Origin of the sequence: Allobosea sp. CER48, from assembly GCF_044752385.1 — a bacterium.
Taxonomy (GTDB): Bacteria; Pseudomonadota; Alphaproteobacteria; order Rhizobiales; family Beijerinckiaceae; genus Allobosea.
Genome location: NZ_JBIWYK010000001.1, coordinates 1 through 16980, shown reverse-complemented (window position 1 = coordinate 16980; position 16980 = coordinate 1). Strand labels below are relative to the sequence as shown.

At 70.0% G+C, this 16980-nt stretch carries 9 protein-coding genes; 3 read left to right on the top strand and 6 right to left on the bottom strand.

Annotated elements, in window-relative coordinates:
• Nucleotides 1–2: 2 nt before the first annotated feature.
• The gene (locus tag ACIPIA_RS00045; RefSeq protein ID WP_400505441.1) at nucleotides 3–1073 is read right to left on the bottom strand and encodes a DUF808 domain-containing protein; all 1071 of its coding nucleotides are present in this window, start codon (nucleotides 1071–1073) and stop codon (nucleotides 3–5) included.
• Nucleotides 1074–1147: 74 nt separating this feature from the next.
• Complete coding sequence (locus tag ACIPIA_RS00040) at nucleotides 1148–3220, bottom strand: 3-hydroxyacyl-CoA dehydrogenase NAD-binding domain-containing protein (RefSeq protein WP_400505439.1); 2073 nt, start codon at nucleotides 3218–3220, stop codon at nucleotides 1148–1150.
• 191 nt (nucleotides 3221–3411) lie between these two features.
• On the opposite strand from ACIPIA_RS00040, the gene ACIPIA_RS00035 reads away from it, so the two are divergent.
• Nucleotides 3412–4158: an enoyl-CoA hydratase-related protein gene (locus tag ACIPIA_RS00035; RefSeq protein WP_400505438.1), complete on the top strand. Its 747-nt coding sequence runs from the start codon at nucleotides 3412–3414 to the stop codon at nucleotides 4156–4158.
• Between the two features lie 62 nt (nucleotides 4159–4220).
• On the opposite strand, the gene ACIPIA_RS00030 is transcribed toward ACIPIA_RS00035, so the two are convergent.
• The 4 genes from ACIPIA_RS00030 to ACIPIA_RS00015 form a co-directional block, all read right to left on the bottom strand.
• Nucleotides 4221–5726 carry a tripartite tricarboxylate transporter permease gene (locus tag ACIPIA_RS00030; protein WP_400505436.1) on the bottom strand — a complete coding sequence of 502 codons (1506 nt, stop codon included), beginning with the start codon at nucleotides 5724–5726 and terminating at the stop codon, nucleotides 4221–4223.
• A 13-nt stretch (nucleotides 5727–5739) separates the two neighbouring features.
• Nucleotides 5740–6231 carry a tripartite tricarboxylate transporter TctB family protein gene (locus ACIPIA_RS00025; protein ID WP_400505434.1) on the bottom strand — a complete coding sequence of 164 codons (492 nt, stop codon included), beginning with the start codon at nucleotides 6229–6231 and terminating at the stop codon, nucleotides 5740–5742.
• Nucleotides 6232–6314: 83 nt separating this feature from the next.
• Nucleotides 6315–7310, bottom strand: coding sequence for a tripartite tricarboxylate transporter substrate binding protein (locus ACIPIA_RS00020; RefSeq protein ID WP_400505432.1), 996 nt, complete (start codon nucleotides 7308–7310; stop codon nucleotides 6315–6317).
• A 127-nt stretch (nucleotides 7311–7437) separates the two neighbouring features.
• Nucleotides 7438–8880: a serine protease gene (locus ACIPIA_RS00015; protein WP_400505430.1), complete on the bottom strand. Its 1443-nt coding sequence runs from the start codon at nucleotides 8878–8880 to the stop codon at nucleotides 7438–7440.
• 368 nt (nucleotides 8881–9248) lie between these two features.
• On the opposite strand from ACIPIA_RS00015, the gene ACIPIA_RS00010 reads away from it, so the two are divergent.
• The gene (locus tag ACIPIA_RS00010; RefSeq protein ID WP_400505428.1) at nucleotides 9249–14507 is read left to right on the top strand and encodes an alpha-2-macroglobulin family protein; all 5259 of its coding nucleotides are present in this window, start codon (nucleotides 9249–9251) and stop codon (nucleotides 14505–14507) included.
• A gap of 10 nt (nucleotides 14508–14517) precedes the next feature.
• Nucleotides 14518–16785 carry a penicillin-binding protein 1C gene (pbpC, locus tag ACIPIA_RS00005; RefSeq protein ID WP_400505426.1) on the top strand — a complete coding sequence of 756 codons (2268 nt, stop codon included), beginning with the start codon at nucleotides 14518–14520 and terminating at the stop codon, nucleotides 16783–16785.
• The last annotated feature ends 195 nt before the right edge of the window (nucleotides 16786–16980 follow it).

Below are 16980 nucleotides of genomic sequence, written 5' to 3'. Positions count from 1 at the left end.
CGTCACGCGCCGGGTTTCTCGCCGGCCGGCTGTGCAGCAGCGTCCTTCCTGAACAACTTCACCACCGGCTCGACCAGCCAGTGCATCGCGGCGATGGCGGCGCCACCGGCGACGAGCCCGAAGCCGGCCGCCAGCGCCGCGCCGACCAGCCATTCGCCGATACCGGCGACCGCCGGCGGGAGAGCCCGGCCGGCCGCGACGGCGAGGTCGTGGACCCCATGGCCCAACCCGGCGACGCCATAGCCTTCCAGCCCGTGGATGATGATGCCGCCGCCGACCCAGAGCATCGCCGCCGTGCCGATGGCACCGAGCAGGCCGAGGAAGGTCGGCATGCCGCGCACGAGGCCGCGCCCCAGCGGCTGCGTCAGTCCGCGCAGCGCACGGTCGAGCCCACCCGCCTCCCCCGGCTCCGGCCGGCGCAGGCCGAACAGGCTGGCCGCGGGTCGCTGGTTGGCGGCGAGCGCGACGCCGACATCGTCCGCCTTCACGATCAGGGCGACGACGCCATAGACAGCGACGGTGATGCCGATGCCGACGATGGCCAGCACAGCCGCCTTCATCCAGAAGGACTGGTCGGAGACGCCGGCGAGCGTGATCGCCATGATCTCGGCCGAGAGGATGAAGTCGGTCTTGATCGCGCCGGCGATCTTCTGCCGTTCCAGCGCGGCCGGGTCTCCTGCCCCCTCTCCCGCCTTGCCCTCGCCATGGGCGCCATGCGGCAACACCAGTTCCAGCACCTTCTCGGCGCCCTCGAAGCAGAGATAGGCGCCGCCGGCCATCAAGAGCGGCGTGATCGCCCGGGGCGCGACCAGCGCGAGGATCAGCGCACCCGGCAACAGGAACAAGAGCTTGTTGCGCAACGAACCCAGCGCGATCCGCCAGATGATCGGCAGTTCGCGCGAGGCGGCGAAGCCGACGGCGTAGCGCGGCGTCACCGCGGCATCGTCGATCACGACGCCGGCCGCCTTGACGCCGGCCTTGCCGGCCTGCGCCACGACATCGTCGACCGATGCCGCCGCGACCTTGGCGATGCCGGCGACGTCGTCGAGCAGCGCGAACAGACCCGAAGCCAAACACCTCTCCTTCGGCGGGTTTCCCGGATCAGGCGAGGATAGAGCGCTTTGCGCACATCGCAATGACGGCGCGATCAGCCCTTCAGGCTGGCGAATCCCTTGCGTTCGGCGGCGAGGCGCTTGAGCAGGGGGGCGGGCTGCAGCGCCTTGTCGCCGATCTCGGCCGCCTGCGCCTCCAGACGCTCGACGATGACGTCGAGGCCGACGCTGTCGGCCCAGAACATCGGCCCGCCGCGCCAGGCCGGCCAGTTGTAGCCGTTGATCCAGACGATATCGATGTCGCCCGGCCGCGCCGCGATGCCCTCCTCCAGGATGCGCGCGCCCTCGTTGACCATCGGATCGAGCAGACGCGCCAGGATCTCCTCCTGCGTGAAGGAGCGCCGCGTCACGCCCTGCTCGGCCGAGATGCGGGCGATCAGCGCCTCGACCTCGGGGCAGCGCTGCCCGGCGCGCGCGCCCTGCGGGTAGAGATAGTAGCCGCGGCCGGTCTTCTGGCCGAACCAGCCGGCCTCGCAGATCGCGTCCGCCACGGCCGCCTTCAGGCCGCGCGCCTTGCGCGAGCGCCAGCCGATGTCGTTGCCGGCGAGATCGGCCATCGCGAAGGGGCCCATCTTGAAGCCGAAGCCGACCAGCGCGGCATCGACCTCGTGCGGCAGCGCGCCCGCGACCAGCAGGCGCTCGGCGGCCCGCGTGCGCTGCTCCAGCATGCGGTTGCCGACGAAGCCGAAGCCGTTGCCGACCACGACCGGCACCTTGCCGAGCCGGCGACCGAGCGCGACCGCGGTCGCGACCGCATCCTCCGCCACGCCCTTCGGCCTGACGACCTCCAGCAGCTTCATGACGTTGGCCGGGCTGAAGAAATGCATGCCGAGCACGTCCTGCGGGCGCATCGTCGCCGCCGCGATGGTCGGCACGTCGAGATAGGAGGTGTTGCTGGCGAGGATGGCGCCGGGCTTCGCCACCTTGTCGAGCTCGCCGAAGATCTGCTGCTTGACGCCCATTTCCTCGAAGGCCGCCTCGACGACGATGTCGGCGCCCGCCGCGGCCGCAAGGCCGACCGCCGGCCTGATCAGCGCCATCCGCCGCGCCTTCGCCTCCGGCGCCAGCGACCCTCGCGAGACCGAGATGTCGTAGATCGCGGCGATGCGGTTGATGCCGTTGTCGAGCGCGGCCTGCGCCGTCTCGATCAGCGTCACCGGGATGCCGGCATTGGCGAAGCACATCGCGATGCCGCCGCCCATCGTGCCGGCGCCGATCACCGCGGCGCTGGCGATCTCGCGCGGCTTCACCTCCGGCCCGATGCCCGGCACCTTCGCGACCTCGCGCTCGGCGAAGAAGACATGGCGCAGCGCCTGCGAGCGCTCGTCGCCGATCAGCGACAGGAAGAGCCTGCGCTCGACGCCCAGCCCCTCGGCGAAAGGCAGGGTGAAGGCGCTGCGCACCGCCTCGACCAGGGCCGGCACGTTCGGCATGCCGTCGGCCTTCTTCTGCGCATCCCTGGCCAGGGTCTCGAAGGCCTCCCGGTCCGCGGCCGTCAGCCTGTCATCCTCGGCGCTGGTCACGGGCCGGCGGCCCTCTGCCGCCAGGCCTTCGGCCAGCCTGATCGCGGCGGCGACGAGATCGCTGGAGACGACCTCGTCCAGCAGCCCGTATTCGAGCCCCTGCCCCGCCGGGATCGGCTCGCCGGAGAGCATCATCGGGAAGGCTTTTGCGGCCCCGATCAGGCGCGGCAGGCGCTGCGTGCCGCCGGCCCCGGGAATGAGCCCGAGCCTGATCTCGGGCAGGCCGAGCTTCGCGGCAGGAAGGGCGACCCGGCCATGGCAGGCGAGCGCGACCTCGAGGCCGCCGCCGAGCGCCACGCCCTGGATCGCGGCCACGACAGGCTTGCCCGAACGCTCGATCGCATCGAGCACATCCGGCAGGCTCGGCGCCGCCGGCGGCTTGCCGAACTCGCTGATATCGGCCCCGGCGATGAAGGCCTTGCCGGCGGAGGCGATCACGATCGCAACGACGGAAGCATCGGCATTCGCCCTCGCGATCGCCGCCGCCAGCCCCTCCCGCACGGCTGCGCCAAGCGCGTTGACCGGTGGATTGTCGATGGTGGCGACAGCAACCCGGCCGCGCACCTCAAGCTGAACCTTCGTCATCGACGCTCTCCGCAATCCCGGTCCCACGCGCGCCGACTCGCCGGACAAGGCAGCGAAGGCGTCCATCGGACCTAGGTCGAACCGGCCCCGCCCGATGTCAAGCGCATGGCGGCGACGAAAGGCGCATCCCGGCTTGCTTGACCCTGTGCGAAGGCCCGTGCCATCCCGGCGGGACAATCAGGAGCGGACCGATGAGCGAAGTGCTGAGCGAAATCGTCGCGGCGGGCGTCGTGCAGATCACCATGAACCGGCCCGACCGCAAGAACGCGCTCGACCGCGCGAGCTATGCAGGGCTGATCGCCGCCATCACCGCCGCCGAGGCCGACGCCACGATCCGCGCCATCCTGCTGACCGGGGCCGGCGGCTCGTTCACCAGCGGCAACGACATCAAGGATTTCGCCATGGCGGCTGCCACGGGCGAAGGCGCCCGGATCGCCATCGACTTCCTCGAGGTGATCTCGACGGCGAAGAAGCCGATCGTCGCGGCGGTCGAGGGCTTCGCCGTCGGCATCGGCACGACGATGCTGCTGCATTGCGACCTCGCCTTCACCGCCCGCTCCGCCACCTTCCGCCTGCCCTTCGTCACGCTGGGCCTCTGTCCCGAGGGCGGGTCCAGCTACCTGCTGCCGCTCGTCGCCGGTTCCAAGAAGGCGGCCGAGCTCCTGATGCTGGGCGAGCCCTTCGGCCCCGAGGCGGCGGCCGAGGCCGGCCTCGTCAACGCCGTGGTCGAGCCGGGCACGGCCCTCGAAGCCGGCCTCGCCAGGGCCAAGACGCTGGCGGCGCTGCCTCCGGAATCGCTGGCTCTGACCAAGATGCTGCTGAAGCGCGGAGCGGCCACGGCCGTGGCCGAGACGATCGGCACCGAGGCCCGGCATTTCGCCGAGCGCCTGAAGTCGCCCGAGGCGATGGCGGCCTTCATGGCGTTCTTGAAGAAGTAGGCCGCCTCGCTCGTCATCCTCGGGCAAGCCGCGGCCGCCCGAGAATGACGCCGCTCATGTAATCAGGCCGCCACCGTCCGGCTCCGGCCGCGCAGCCAGTCGCGCGTCCAGGAGAACACCGGCCAGAGCAGCGCGGCGAAGGTCATCGCCGCCAGCACCGACGAGACCGGCCGGTCGAAAAAGGGCAGCACCGAGCCGTCCGACTTGATCAGCGAGGTCACGAAGCTCTGCTCCACCATGGTCCCCATGACGATGCCGAGCACCATCGCCGCGACCGGATAGCCGTTCTTCTCCATCACGAAGCCGAACAGGCCGAAGAAGGCGACGCACCAGACCGCGAACAGGTTGTTGCCCGCCGTGGCGAAGGCGCCGACCGCGCAGAAGATCATGATCACCGGCATCACCGCCGAGCGCGGCGCTCCCACGACCTTGCTCGCCAGCCGGATCATGATGATGCCGAAGGGGATCATGATGATGTTGCCGAGGATGAAGATGATGTAGAGCGCGTACATGCTCTCGGCCTGGCTGGTGAACAGCGTCGGCCCGGGGTTCAGCCCCTTCATGTAGAGCACGCCGATGGCAATGGCAGTGATCGTGTCGCCGGGGATGCCGAAGAGCAGCGCCGGCACCCAGCCCGAGGCCAGCGAGGCGTTGTTGGAGGCGCCGGCCTCGATCAGCCCTTCCGGGTGGCCGGTGCCGAACTTCTCGGGCGTCTTCGAGAAGCGCTTGGACATCGCGTAGCTGACCCAGGCCGCCATGTCGGCGCCGGCGCCGGGAAGCACGCCGATGATGATCCCGACGATGTTTCCGCGCGTCTGCTGCTTGGGATATTCCTTCGTCAGCTTCCACTGGCCTTTGAGGATCGAGCCAAGGCGCCGGTTCTCGATCTTCGGCGGCTCGCGCTCTGTCAGCGCCCGCATCACCTCGGCCAGGGCGAAGACGCCGACCAGCGCGGGGATCGGCTCGATGCCGCCCAGCAGGTCGGTGGACCCGAAGGTGAAGCGAGGCACCCCGCCGGGATTGTCGATGCCGATGCAGGTGATCAGCAGGCCGAGCAGCATCGCCGCGATCGCCTTGATCGGCGACGACCGCGCCACCAGCGTCGAGCACATCAGGCCGAGCATGGCGAGCCAGAAGTTCTCGTAGGTCGAGAAGGACAGCGCCATCTCGGCCAGCAGCGGCGCGATCAGCATCAGCGAGAGCGTGCCGGCGATGCCGCCGAGCGCCGAGAACCAGAGACAGATGCCGAGCGCGGTCTCCGCCTGGCCCTTGCGCGTCATCGCATAGGCCTCGTCGGTATAGGCGGCGGAGGCCGGGGTCCCGGGGATGCGCAAGAGGCAGCCCGGAATGTCGCCGGAGAAGATCGCCATGGCCGACGCCGTGATGATCGTCGCGATCGCCGCGATCGGCGAGAGGTAGAAGGTGACCGGCACGAGCAGCGCCGTCGCCATGGTGGCGGAAAGGCCGGGCAGCGCGCCGACGGTCAGCCCGTAGAAGGCCGAGGCGACGACCGCGATCATCACGTCGACCTGGAAGACAAGCCCGAAGGCCTTGATGACGGTATCCATCGTCAGGCCTCGCTCACCAGGGGAAGGGCAGGATGCCGCCGGGCAGCGGCACGCGCAGCAGCTTCAGGAAGATCAGGTTGATCGCGAAGGGCGCGATGATCGCGAGCGGCACCGCGAGTTTCGGCCTCGCGCCGAAGGCGAGGCTGGCGACCAGCACCATGACTGCCGCGGTCGGCAGGAAGCCGAGCGTCTCCGAGGCCAGGGCGTAGAAGGCGAGCAGCGCCGGGGGCAGCAAGGCCAGCCAGTTGCGCCAGGCCGGCAGCGGCGCGAGCTCTTCCGGCGTCGCGTGGCTGATGACATCGGCCTCGGCGACCTCCTCGAAATGGCGACCGACCCCGAAGACGATCAGCCCGCCGCAGAGGGCGAGCCCCGCGCCGACGACCATCGGAAAGGCGGACGGGCCGACCTGCTGGCCCGGGACGGGCGGCAGCTTCGAGCCATAGACGAACGCGACGGCGCCCAGCGCGGCGATGGCGGAGCCGGTAATGCGGTCGGATAGTTGCAAGGGGCAACCTCCTCGGGTGATCGAAGATGATGAGACGAAAACGCCGGGAGCTTGTGCTCCCGGCGCTCAGCGTTCCCGGCCAGTTAGCCCTTTGCGAGCCCTGCCGCCTTCATGGCGGCGGCCATGGAGGTGTCGCTGGCGGCCATGAAGGAGGCGAAGCCCGGTCCGTCGGCGAACTTCATGCCGAAGCCGCGGGCGTTCATGAAGTCCTGATAGTCCTTCGAATCGAAGGCCTTCTTCAACGCCGCCGTCAGCTTGGCCGCGATCTCGGGCGGCAGGCCCTTCGGCGCGCCGATGCCGCGCCAGGCGCCGATCGAGTAGTTGATGCCGAGCGTCTCGTTCAACGTCGGCACGTCCTTGAACTGCGGGTTGCGGGCGCTCGCCATGATCGCCAGCGACTTCGCCTTGCCGGCGTCGATCATCGCCCGGCCCTCGGGCACCGAGCAGGTGACGATGTCGAGACCGCCGGCGGCGAGATCCTGCATCGCAGGCGCCGCGCCGTTCGACGGCACCCAGGCGACGTGGTCGGGCTTCAGCCCCATGGCGACGAGCCAGCCGATCAAGGCGAGATGCCAGATGCCGCCCTGGCCGGTGCCGGAGGCCTTGAGCTTGCCGGGAGGCGCGGCCTTGATCGCATCGGCCAGCGCCTTGATGTCCTTGTAGGGGCCGGACGCCGAGACCTGCACGCCCGGCGGGTCCTCGTTCATCAGCCCCAGCGAGGTGTAGCTCGTGGATTTGAGATCGGTCAGGCCCTGATGGTGCATCATGGCGATCTCGACCGTCAGCATGCCGATGTTGTAGCCGTCCGGCGCCGCGGTCGCGATCGCCGAGTGCCCGACCACGCCGGAACCGCCGGTGCGGTTGACGACGTTGACCGGCTGGCCGAGATCCTTTTCCAGAAGCTGCGCGACGATGCGCGCCGTGGCGTCCGTGCCGCCGCCCGCACCCCAGGGGCAGATCATGGTGATCGGCCGCGAGGGGTAGTTCGCCTGCGCGATGGCGGGCGCCGCAATCAGGCTCGCCGCGCCGGCCGCGGCCGCGCCCTTGAGCACACTTCGCCTGTCGATGAAATCGTCCATTCCCCAGTCTCCTCCGCTAAATCGATTTAGTGTCCGGGCGCTCCTCGTCTGCGACGGGGCTCCCTTGATTTGACGGGTCATCTGAGCCGATCGCGCGGCAGGTGACAACCACTCATTTTGACCGATGTTACAGGCCGCAAGTGACGGGCAGCACGGCGCCGGACACGCGCTCGACCACCGCGCCGGTGCTGAGCTCCGGACCGGCTGCTGCTGCGGGCAGCGCGGTCCCCGCCTTGCCCAATAGCGCCTGGATGGCAGCGCCGTCCGCGAAGGCATAATTGCGCTGCGGCGCGACACCGGCGATCAGAACCTTGTCGGAAGGATTGTCGGTGACGATGCCGGCCAGCCGCCCCTGCCGGTCGAAGGCGGGCGTTCCGGCCTGCCCGGGCTGGAGCGGCGCCTGCAGCGCCGGCTTTCCGCCGACCTGTGTGCCCTGCCCGGGCAGCGCCACGGCCGCCCGCTTGCCGGCATCGTTGCCATAGGCGACGAGCACCAGCGCCTCCGCGGCGCCGGGTGCTTCCGGGCGGAGCCCCGGCGGCTTCACCGCCCCCGTGCCCTCGAGATCGAGCAGCACGAGCCCGCTGGCATCGTCCTTCAGGCGCAATCTGGCGGTGCGATTGCCGACGCGCAGGCTGCGGCACGCCTCGACGACGGGCGCAGCGCTCAGTGCGGCGCGCTCGGTCAGCGCGAGCGCGACGCCGTAGCGCTCGTTGCTGCGTGCCGCCGGTTGCGTCAGCGGCGACAGCCCGGATGGCGGGTTGGCATTGCCGGCGACGGCCGCGGGCGCGGCGGGGACCGGCCCGGCCGGGAAAGGCTCGAAGCTCGCGGCGATCGCGATGACCAGCTTGTCGACCGTCGGGGCCAGCGCCTTGTCGTAGCCGATCGAGAAACCGCGCAGCCCCTGCGGCCCGGCGGCGAGCCGGCGATAGAAGCGCCCCGTCGGCGTCTCGCCGGTGACCACGAAGAAATCCGGCCGGAGCAGCTTGTAGGTGATCTTGCGCGGGCTGTTCGGGTTGACAGCGGTTGCCTTCTCGAAGATCGCGGCGAGATCCTCGCCACCCGGCGGCGAGGCGGAGGTGTCGAGCGTGACCTTCTCGTCCGCGCTCTGCCAGCGGCTGCCGCCGGAGGGCGTCGCGTCGCGCCGCGGCAGCAACTTCGTGGGGATGCCGATCTGCACGCCGGTCTTCTCGTCGGCCAGCAGCCTGAACCCGGCCGCGTCGCGCGCCGCCTGTGCAGCCCTTGCCAGCGCGGCCCGTTCCGGCGGCGGAAGCAACCCGTCGGCGGGCCCGCGCGCGCCCTTGAAGCCGTTGATCGCCCGGAATGTCAGCGGGCCATAGGAGCCCGAGACCGCGCCGTTGAACTGCCCCGCCCAGATCAGGTCGCTCTGGATCGCCTTGCGCTCTGCGTCCGGCAGGGCCTCGAAGCTGGCCTGCGCCGCCGCCATCTGCGGGCCAGGCCCCGCCGGCGCCTGTGCCAGCGCGCCTGCCAGCGGCGCCGTCAGCAGCGCCAGCACCAGGGCGGCGACACGGGCCTGCTTGATTCGCGGTTGGTGGAGGTCGGCGCGCGGCATGGGTCTCGTCCTCGGAGGCGGGCGAAGCGGCCGCATTGAGCGTCAGAACGCGCCGCGCCGCAACCGTGAGATCGCGGGCAAAAGGCGCGTGCCATCCCGGACAGCTCCCCAAGGCCCGTGCCGGGTCCATACCGGAGCCTCATCCGGAGGCTTCTCGGCCGGGGCCCGGCTCCAACGTCATTCGCACACCGGGATGACACGCGAGTAGCCGGCCGATTCGAGCCCGATCGGACGACGGGGACGACCTGCATTCGCATGACTTGAACGCGCGCGGGGCGATGCTAGCCTGCCGACCCCGTCCCATGCCGTCATCGGCCTGAAGCCTTTGCCGCCGATCCTGGCGGCCCGGCCGACGAAGAGGAACGACGATGACCCTGCTTGCCCGTCTCGCGCTCGCTCTCTGCCTCACCTTCTCGGTCGCGCCCGCCTTCGCCCAGAAGGCCTATGTCCGCAACGACCTGCTCGCCGACGGGCAGCGGCTCGAGGAGCGGCTGAAGCGCGAGGTTTCCGCCGGGAACCGCCCGGCAGCCGACGCCATCCGCACCGGCGAGATCGCGCTGGCGCGCGGCGATGCCCGCGCCGCCCTGCCCCAGGCGAATGCCGCCATCGTCGCCGATTCCGGCAATTCCGCCGGCTGGCGCCTGATGGCGCGCGCCGCCAACGCCGTCGAGCCGCGCGACTATCGCGAGCGCTGGGAACTGCGCGAGCGCGCGATCAGTGCCGCCTATCTCGCCTATAGCCGCGCCACGACCCGCAACGACGAGGCTGCCTCGCTCGGCGTGCTCGCCCAGACCTTCGAGAAGAACGAGCAATGGCGCCCGGCCCTGACGACCTATCGCCTGAGCCTCGATCTCGCCGCCAACGCCTCCCTGCAGAGCGCCTATGAGAGCCTGCGCGAGAAGCGCGGCTTCCGCCTGATCTCCAACAAGACCGATTCCGACGCCGCAAGCCCGCGCGCCTGCTTCGAGTTCTCGGAAGCGCTGGCCCGCGGCCGCGTCGATTTCGCTCCTTACGTGGCGATTTCAGGCGGCAAGGGCGATTTCGCCGTCAGCGCCGAGGACCGCCAGATCTGCGTCGACGGGCTCAAGCATGGCGAGCGCTATGCCATCGTCATCCGCCAGGGCGTGCCATCCGCGATACCCGACGAAACCCTGCTGAAATCCGCGGATTACGAGATCTATGTCCGCGACCGCACGCCCTCCGTGCGCTTCACCGGCAAGAACTACGTCCTGCCGCGCACCGGCCAGCAGGGCATCCCGGTCGTCTCGGTCAATTCCGGCAAGCTCGATCTCGAAGTGATGCGGATCGGCGACCGCAACCTGATCAACTCCGTCCATTCCGACGACTTCCTCGGCCAGCTCGGATCCTGGTCAGCGAAGCAGATTTCCGGCGACAAGGGCCAGACCGTCTGGACCGGCACGATGGACGTGAAGTCCGAGCTCAACCAGGACGTGATCACCGCCTTCCCCGTCACGGAAGCGGTCGGCAGCCTGAAGCCCGGCGTCTACGTGATGTTCGCCAGGCCCTCGGGCGGGCCGGCGACTGCGCCCCCAAGCGACGACGGCGATTCCTACGATGACGGCTCGACGCGGGCGACGCAGTGGTTCGTCGTCTCCGATCTCGGCCTGACCTCCTTCACCGGTCCGGACGGCGTGCATGTGCTCGCCCGCTCGCTGGCCGATGCCAGGCCGGTCGCCAATGCAGAACTGCGCCTGATCGCCCGCAACAACGAGATACTCGGCACCGCGAAGACCGACGGCAACGGCTATGCCCGCTTCGATGCCGGACTGGGCAAGGGCCAGGGCGGCAATGCGCCCGGCCTCGTCACCGCCTCGCTGGCCGAGGATTACGGCTTCCTCGATCTGAAGCAGACTGCCTTCGACCTTTCCGATCGTGGCGTGAAGGGTCGCGTCGCCCCCGCCGGGCTCGACGCCTATCTCTACACCGAGCGCGGCGTCTATCGCTCGGGCGAGACGGTCTATCTGACGTCTCTGCTGCGCGACGCGAAGGGCGCAGCCGTCACGGGCCTGCCGCTGACCATCGTGGTCAAGCGCCCCGATGGCGTCGAATATCGTCGCCGCCAGGTCGAGGACCAGGGCGCGGGTGGCCGCGCCCACTCGATCCAGCTCGTCTCCGGCGCCGCGACCGGCACCTGGCGCGTGCTCGCCTATTCCGACCCGAAGGGCCAGGCGATCGGCGAGACCTCCTTCCTCGTCGAGGATTACGTGCCCGAGCGGCTGGAGCTGACGCTGACGCCAAAGGCGCCGCTGCTCCAGGCCGGCCAGCCGGCCGAGCTGGATGTCGCCGCCCGCTATCTCTACGGCGCGCCGGGCTCCGAGCTCGACGTCACCGGCTCGATGACGATCCGGGCCGCGGATGCCAGCGCCATTCCCGGCTTCAAGGACTATCAGGTCGGCCTGACCGACGAGGCTTTCGAGCCTGTCCAGAGCGAGTTCGAGGAGAGCACCACGACCGACGGCGCCGGCAAGGCGGTGATCACCAACCCGGTCCAGCAGCCCGACACCAATCGCCCGCTCGAAGTCGAGATGACCGTGCGCGTCGGCGAGCCCGGCGGCCGCGCCATCGCCCGCTCCGTCACCCTGCCGATCGTGCCCAAGGGCGCCGCCATCGGCGTGAAGAAGCTTTTCCGCGACGGCGACCTCGGCAACGGCCAGACCGCCAGTTTCGAAGTGATCATGGCGACCGGCGACGGCAAGCGCCTCGCCCGGCCCGGCGTGAAATGGGTGCTGTCGAAGGTCCGGCGCAACTACCAGTGGTTCTTCCAGGACGGCCGCTGGAACTATGAGGGCGTCAAGACCACCCGCCGCGTCGCCGATGGCGAGGTCGCGGTGACGGAAGCCGCCGGCGCGAAGATCGCGGCGCCGGTCGAATGGGGCAATTACCGGCTCGACGTCACCTCCGACGGCAACGAGGCCGCCGAGACCTCGATCTCCTTCAGCGTCGGCTATGAGAGCGACAAGACGGCCGATACGCCGGATGTGCTCGACGTCGCGCTCGACAAGGCGTCCTATGCCGATGGCGAGAGCCTGCAGGTCCGCCTGTCGCCGCGCTTCGCCGGCAAGGCGACGCTCGCCGTCGTCACCGACAAAGTCGCGGATATCCGCACCATCGACATCACTGAGGGCGGCACCTCGGCCAGCATTCCCGTGAAGGCCGAATGGGGCGCAAGCGCCTATCTCGTCGTGCTCGCCCATCGCCCGATGGACGCCGCCGCCAAGCGTCTGCCCGGCCGCGCCATCGGCCTCTCCTGGTTCCAGATCGGCAAGGAGACGCGCACGCTGGCGCTCGATCTCGGCGCGCCCCAGCTCGTGCGCCCGCTCTCGACGCTCTCGCTCCCGGTCAAAGTCACCGGCATGAAGGCGGGCGAAGAGGCCTATGTCACGCTGGCGGCCGTCGATATCGGCATCCTAAACCTCACCCGCTACGAGAGCCCGGACGCAAGCAAGTTCTTCTTCGGCCAGCGCCAGCTCGGCCATGACCTGCGTGATCTCTACGGCTACCTGATCGACGGCATGCAGGGCACGCGCGGCGCGATCCGCACCGGCGGCGACGCCGCGCCCAAGATGGACGGCGAGAAGCCGACGCAGGAGCCGCTCGCCCGCTATTCCGGCGTGGTCAAGGTCGGCCCGGACGGCACGGCGAAGATCGATTTCGACATGCCGGCCTTCAACGGCTCCGTCCGCGTCATGGGAGTTGCCTGGTCGGCCGGGCGCACCGGCCAGGCCAGCGCCGACGTGATCGTGCGCGACCAGATCGTCGCGCAGGCGACCCTGCCGCGCTTCCTCGCCATCGGCGACCAGTCGCGCTTCCATCTCCAGGTCGACAATGTCGAGGGTCCGGCCGGTTCCTACACCGTCGATCTCGACGTGAAGGGCCCGGTACTCGTCGCGGCCGATGCCACCCGGCGCACCATGCAGATCGGCGCCGGCGCCAAGACGCAGATGACGATCCCCGTCACCGCCGCCGGTCTCGGCCGAGCCGAGTTCGACGTCCGTGTCTCCGGCCCGAACGGCATCGGTACGGTGCAGAACCTCGCGGTTCGCGTGCAGCCCTCGGCCGCGACGATCGCGCGCCGCATCGTCCGCGCCATCCCCGGCAATGGCGGAGCACTCACCGTCTCCTCCGACCTTCTGGCCGATCTCGTGCCGAATTCCGGCCAGGTCTCGGTGAGCGTCTCGCCCTTCGGCTCGCTCGACGTGCCCGCTCTGCTCAAGGCGCTCGACCGCTACCCCTATGGCTGCACCGAGCAGACGGTCTCGCGCGCCCTGCCGCTGCTGGCGGTCAACCAGCTCGCCTCGCTGGAGCAGCTCGCGCTCGACGACAAGGCCGACGAGCGCGTCGTCAACGCGATCGAGCGCGTGCTTGCCCGCCAGGGCGGCAACGGCTCGTTCGGACTCTGGGGCGTCGGCGGCGACGATCTCTGGCTCGACGCCTTCGTCGCCGACTTTCTGACGCGGGCCCGCGAGAAACAGTTCGCTGTGCCGCAGATCGCCTTCAACCTCGCCCTCGACCGCCTGCGCAACCAGGTCGTCAACACCAGCGAGATCAACAAGGAGGAGGCGGCGGGCATCGCCTATGCGCTCTATGTGCTCGCCCGCAACGGCCGGCCGGTGATGGGCGACCTGCGCTATCTCGCCGACAACAAGCTCGGCGATTTCGCGACGCCGCTCGCCCGCGCCCAGATCGGCGCCGCGCTTTCGGCGCTGGGCGACCGCGGCCGCGGCCGCGCCGCCTTCGGCAGCGCGCTGGGGCTCCTCCAGCAGGCGAGCGATGACGGCCTGTCGCGCCCCGATTACGGCTCGCGCCTGCGCGACGGGGCCGGCGTGCTCGCGCTGATCGCGGAAGCCAATGGCGAGCGCGCCGATATCTCGCGCGCCGTCTCGATCCTCGACGCCACCCGCAACAGCGCCCGCTACAGCTACACCTCGACGCAGGAGCAGATGTGGATGGTGCTGGCGGCGCAGGCCATGGCCAAGGACGCCGAGGGCATGACGCTGACGGTCGACGGCGCCGCCCGCAAGGGCGCGCTCTACCGCACGCTCTCGGCCGAGGCGCTGGAGGCGAAGTCGCTGACGATCGCCAATCCCGGCGCGGCCGGCGCGCAGGCGGTGATCACCGTGGCGGGCATCCCGACCGCGCCGGAGCCGGCGCTGAACCAGGGCTTCGGGCTCGAGCGCGTGATCTACACGATGAAGGGCGAGCGCGCCGATCCCGCCCGCCTGCGCCAGAACGAGCGCTATGTCGTGGCGCTCAACGTGACGGAAGCGACGCCGCGCTACGGCCGGCTGCTGCTGGTCGATCCCATCCCGGCCGGGCTTGAGATCGAGAACGCCAACCTGACGGAAGGCGCCTCGGTCGCGGGGCTCGACTGGCTGAAGCAGGAGGTCTCGCCGGTGCATACCGAGTCGCGCGACGACCGCTTCGTCGCCGCCTTCGAGCGCTCGGGCGCAAAGAGCGACAAGCTCGCCTACACCGTCGCGTATATCGCGCGGGCCGTCTCGCCCGGCCGCTACGTCTCCCCTGCAGCCGTGATCGAGGACATGTACCGGCCGGATCGCTTCGGCCGCACCGGCTTCGGCGCGGTGGAGATCACCTCGGCGCGGTAGCGGTGTCGTCATGGCGCAGGATGAAAGATCGAGCTCGGCGGAACTCCCTCTCCCCTCGCGGGAGAGGGATGAAGCGAAGTGGCGGCTGAGCTTTCGCAGGCTGAGGGTCGCGGCCAGCGTTCTGGCGGCCTCGGCAATCGCGGCTACGGCCGCCCTCGCACTCTACGCCCGCGCCCTGCCCCCGCTCGACCTCTCCGCCGCCGCCGACCGTTCGACCGTGGTGCTCGACCGTGAAGGCAAGCTGCTGCGCCCCTTCCTGACGGCCGACGGGCGCTGGAAGCTCCCCGTCACCAGCGAGGATGTCGACCCGCGCTATCTCGCCATGCTCAAGGCCTTCGAAGACAAGCGCTTCGACGGCCATCGCGGCATCGACCCCTTGGGCATGCTGCGCGCCGCCGGGCAGATGCTGATCAACGGCCGCGTCGTCTCCGGCGGGTCGACCCTGACCATGCAGGTCGCGCGCCTGCTCGAGCCGCGCGAGGAGCGCACGCTCTCGGCCAAGCTCCGGCAGGTGGTGCGCGCCGTCGAGCTGGAAAGGCGCTTCGACAAGGCCGGCATTCTCGACCTCTACCTGACGCTCGCCCCCTTCGGCGGCAATCTCGAAGGCGTGCGCGCCGCGAGCTTCGCCTATTTCGGCAAGGAGCCGAAGCGGCTCTCGACCGCGGAAGCCGCCTTGCTGGTCGCCCTCCCGCAATCGCCCGAGACACGCCGGCCTGACCGCTTCGTCGAAGCCGCCCGCAAGGCGCGCGAGCGCGTTCTGGAACGTGTCGAGCAGGCCGGTCTGGCCACGCGCGAGGAGGTCTCGGCCGCCCGCAACGAACCGATCCCCACGGTGCGCCGTCCCTTCCCCAATCTGAGCCCGCATGTCGCCGAGCAGGCGGTGGCGGAAGTCCCGGCCGAGCGCGTCCAGAAGCTCTCGCTCGATGCCCGCCTGCAGGCGGCCCTTGAGGGTCTCGCCCGAGAGCGCAGCCTCGGCCTGGGCCCCCAGGTCTCGATCGCGATCCTCGCCGTCGACAACGAGACCGGCGAGATCCGCGCCTCGGTCGGCGGAGTCGATTACTTTGCAGCGGAGCGGGCCGGCGCGCTCGACCTGACGCGGGCGCTGCGCTCGCCAGGCTCGGCATTGAAACCCTTCATCTACGCGCTCGCCTTCGACAACGGCATCGCCCATCCCGAGACGATGCTGGAGGACCGGCCAGCCCGCTACGGCATCTACATCCCCGAGAACTTCGACATGACCTTCCAGGGCATGGTCAGCGCCCGGAAGGCGTTGCAGCTCTCGCTCAACGTGCCGGCCGTCGAACTGCTTTCGGCGCTTGGCCCGCAGCGCTTCCTCTCGCGCCTGCGCGATGCCGGTGTCGCCATCGCCATGCCCAGGGACAGTGGCGCGCCCGGCCTTGCGGTGGGTCTCGGCGGTCTCGGCATCACCTTGCAGGATCTGACCCGCGCCTATGTCGGGCTGGCCCGCGGCGGCGAACTGGTCCCTCTGCGCTTCCGCGGTTCGTCCACCTTCTCCCTCAACACTCATCCCGAGGAGCCGCGCAGCGGCGTCCCGAAGGATACTCCGGAGCGCACTGGAACATCCTTCGAGACGCGCTCTGCGAGCGCTCCTCGGGATGAGGGCTTGCGTGGTGGCGCGCGCCTCGTCGATCCCGTCGCGGCCTGGTATGTCGCCGACACGCTCCTCGGCGCCCCGCCGCCGCTCAATGCCGTGCCCGGCCGCATCGCCTACAAGACCGGCACGTCCTATGGCTACCGCGACGCCTGGGCTGTCGGCTTCGACCGCAGGCATACGGTCGGCGTCTGGGTGGGCCGCGCCGACAATGGTGCCGTGCCCGGCCTCGTCGGACGCACGGTCGCCGCGCCGATCCTGTTCGACGCCTTCGCACGGCTCGGCATCGACCCGCGCCCCTTCCCGCAGCCGGCGGATGCGATCATCGCCAGCACAGGCCACCTCCCGCCGCCGCTGCGTCATCTCCGTCAGGATGTGCCCAAGACCGTGACGGCGATGACGACGCCGGCGCTCAAGCTCGCCTTCCCGCCGGACGGCGCCCGCATCGATCTCGCCGCCGCTGCCACGCTCGACGGCAAGGGCCAGCTCAACCTCAAGGCTGCCGGCGGCTCACCGCCCTATACCTGGCTGGTCGACGGTACGCCCGTGACGGAGCCGCAGCGCCGACGGGAAACGCAATGGCAGCCGCCGGGCAAGGGCTTCATGCGGATCTCGGTGATCGATGGGACCGGCGCGAGCGAGAGCGTGTCCGTCAGACTGCAATAAAGCTCTGCACGGATCGGCTTTCGATCACGCAGAGATCATATGCCGTCATGGAGACGAACGGGATTCGAGGCGGAAGGTGGCGACGGCCGTCTACAGCGCAGAATTCGTCGCCCTGAGCCGGTCCACGACCTCCCCGAGGACATACCAGACGAAATTCGGCGTCGTCTCGACCATGTAGCGGAATTGCCGAGAATC

What these genes read in the sequence shown, in the direction of transcription:
- ACIPIA_RS00035 (WP_400505438.1), top strand. Translation starts at nt 3,412, where the DNA reads ATGAGCGAAGTGCTGAGCGAAATCGTCGCGGCGGGCGTCGTGCAGATC.
- pbpC (WP_400505426.1), top strand. Translation starts at nt 14,518, where the DNA reads ATGGCGCAGGATGAAAGATCGAGCTCGGCGGAACTCCCTCTCCCCTCG.
- ACIPIA_RS00015 (WP_400505430.1), bottom strand. Translation starts at nt 8,880, where the DNA reads ATGCCGCGCGCCGACCTCCACCAACCGCGAATCAAGCAGGCCCGTGTC.
- ACIPIA_RS00020 (WP_400505432.1), bottom strand. Translation starts at nt 7,310, where the DNA reads ATGGACGATTTCATCGACAGGCGAAGTGTGCTCAAGGGCGCGGCCGCG.
- ACIPIA_RS00040 (WP_400505439.1), bottom strand. Translation starts at nt 3,220, where the DNA reads ATGACGAAGGTTCAGCTTGAGGTGCGCGGCCGGGTTGCTGTCGCCACC.
- ACIPIA_RS00010 (WP_400505428.1), top strand. Translation starts at nt 9,249, where the DNA reads ATGACCCTGCTTGCCCGTCTCGCGCTCGCTCTCTGCCTCACCTTCTCG.
- ACIPIA_RS00030 (WP_400505436.1), bottom strand. Translation starts at nt 5,726, where the DNA reads ATGGATACCGTCATCAAGGCCTTCGGGCTTGTCTTCCAGGTCGACGTG.